Origin of the sequence: Longimicrobium sp. (assembly GCF_036554565.1) — a bacterium.
GTDB lineage: Bacteria > Gemmatimonadota > Gemmatimonadetes > Longimicrobiales > Longimicrobiaceae > Longimicrobium.
Genome location: NZ_DATBNB010000196.1, coordinates 1 through 2,138, shown reverse-complemented (window position 1 = coordinate 2,138; position 2,138 = coordinate 1). Strand labels below are relative to the sequence as shown.

2 protein-coding genes are annotated in these 2,138 nt (G+C 68.5%); both read right to left on the bottom strand.

Annotation, left to right across the window (positions count from 1 at the left end; all coding sequences use genetic code 11):
* Positions 1-339, bottom strand: a 339-nt coding sequence (locus VIB55_RS05365) for an AI-2E family transporter (protein ID WP_331875639.1), incomplete at its 3' end; no start/stop codon positions are given.
* Between the two features lie 929 nt (positions 340-1,268).
* On the bottom strand, positions 1,269-1,901 hold the full coding sequence (locus VIB55_RS05360; protein ID WP_331875638.1) for a hypothetical protein: 633 nt from the start codon (positions 1,899-1,901) through the stop codon (positions 1,269-1,271).
* Between the last annotated feature and the right edge of the window lie 237 nt (positions 1,902-2,138).

Here is a 2,138-nt window from a genome sequence, read left to right as displayed (position 1 = left end):
GGCCAGCTTGGCGGAGAGCCCGCCGATCATGGCGTCGAGCTCCGCGCGGGTGCTGGGAAACTCCACCGCGATCTGCCGCAGCGACTCGCCCACGAAGGCAATCAGCAGCAGCCCCGAGATCACCACGCCGATCACCACGAGCGTCACCGCCAGCCCGCCCGCCATCCCCCACCGGCGCAGCCTGCGGGTGAGCGGCTGAAAGAGCAGGGCCAGGAAGCCCGCCATCAGCATGGGGTTGAGGATTCCCGACGCCGCGCGCATCCCGCCGACCAGGATGACGACGGCTGCCGCGCCCACGAGAAAGGGCAGGGGGCCACGGCGGATCTGTGCGTAATCCATGACGGGGGGCGCGATCCGGGGGAGAGAGGCGAAAGGAACTGCGCGGACAAGATGCGGCTGGGCGCGAACGCCGTCCAGTGCGGCAGGCGCGCGCTGTTTGTGCGATGCATTCCGAAGTGGGGCCGGCGCATGCCGCAGCCGCCCCCCATCCCCAGCCCTTCCCCCGCAAACCCCGCGGGGGAAGGGTGCCAGCCCGGCGCGCCACCATAACTCTCGGCAACACCACGCGCTGTCATCCTGAGGCCCACGCGCACCGAACTGGCCCGCAACACATCCGTCGCGGGCGGAAGGATCCAACCGCGGCCACCTCTCAGCTTGGGCGCGGCAGCGAGCACCGCCCCCGAGGCCTCGGCGCTTCTTCTTCTGCGGGCTTCACCGGCACGACGCCGCACCTGCCGGACCGCCCGCCTGTCATCCCGACGGAGCGGCCACGGGGAACGCCGACGCCTGCACGGCAGATCGCAGCGACCGAGGGATCCGCCACACAGCAATCGAAGCGCACGCGAGCCTCGGAGTGCACCACGGCCGCGCGTGCACCGCACCCGCCGAAGCACCATTGTCATCCCGACGGAGCGGCCACGGAAAACCCTGAGGCCTGCACCGCAGATTGCAGCGACCGAGGGATCCGCCACACAGCCCGCCAGACGAGCCGCCGTCCTCCTTCGATCACAACCCGGCGGTTCCGCGCTCGCCGGCTGATGAGAAGCAGCCTGGGTGCTTCCGCAGCGATGAGGCATCAGCCGATGTGTGTGGCGGATCCCTCAGTCGCTGCGAATTATGGTGTTCGGGCAGGTTCGACGGGGCCGCTCCATCGGGATGACATCGTGTGGCTTCGGCAGGTGCGGCGGGCGTGCAAGCCGCGAGCGGGCCGTGTCGGGGCTTGCCGCTGTACAAGCCGCGGGTCCACCCGCCCGTGGACGCCGTCGCCCTCAGCCGCTGACTGCGAGACGGTACATTCCGCCGTCGGCACCGGGCGAGAACCCCATTCGGCGCAGGTACTCCGTGTGCTCCTTGCTCCCGGGCTCGCTCAGGATCTCGCGGATGCCCTGCTCGCGGAAGAAGTGCGCCTGGTCGGCGAACAGGTATCGCCCCGTCTTGAAGTCGCGGTACTGCGGAGTCACGAAATCCAGCACCACCCGCAACGCCCCGTCGCCCCGCGTTTCGCCGATGAACAAGCCCGCCGGCACCATGTCGCGCAGCACGAAGAAGATGAGCTGCCGTTCCGCGGGCGCGTACGCGAAGCCCGGGAGGAAGCGCTGGATTTCCGCCCGGTGAAAGTCCAGGAACGCGGCGAGGTACTCCGAGCCGGGCTGCACGCGGAGCAGCTTGAAGAATTCCCGCGAGCCCAGCATCTGCCGCAGGTAGTACAGGTTGATGAACACGATGATCAGGTTCACCACCGCCACCGGGTACGCGTGGATCAGCACGCCGTACACGGTGAACGCCGCCGAACCCACGAGGTTGATGAGGCGCAGCTTGAGGATGCTGCTCATCATCAGCGAAACGGCCACCAGGATGGAGGCCACGTATCCCACGATTTCCAGCACCATCTGCTGATTCATTCGCCAGCCCGCCAAGGGAAAGCCCGACCTGTCCGCCACGTGCGGCGTCGGCGCGCCACACGGTTAGCACCCCGCGCCCCGAAAAGCAAAACCCCGGCGGGCGCGGTCCACGATGCAGAAGCCTCGGCTGGGTCGGGCGAATGAATTCGCGGCAACAACCACACGAAGTCCGCCTGCGCGGACTGGCCTGCTTGGAGGTGAGTTGAAGTTGGAGGCGCGCCCGGAGCCTGGTGCAGT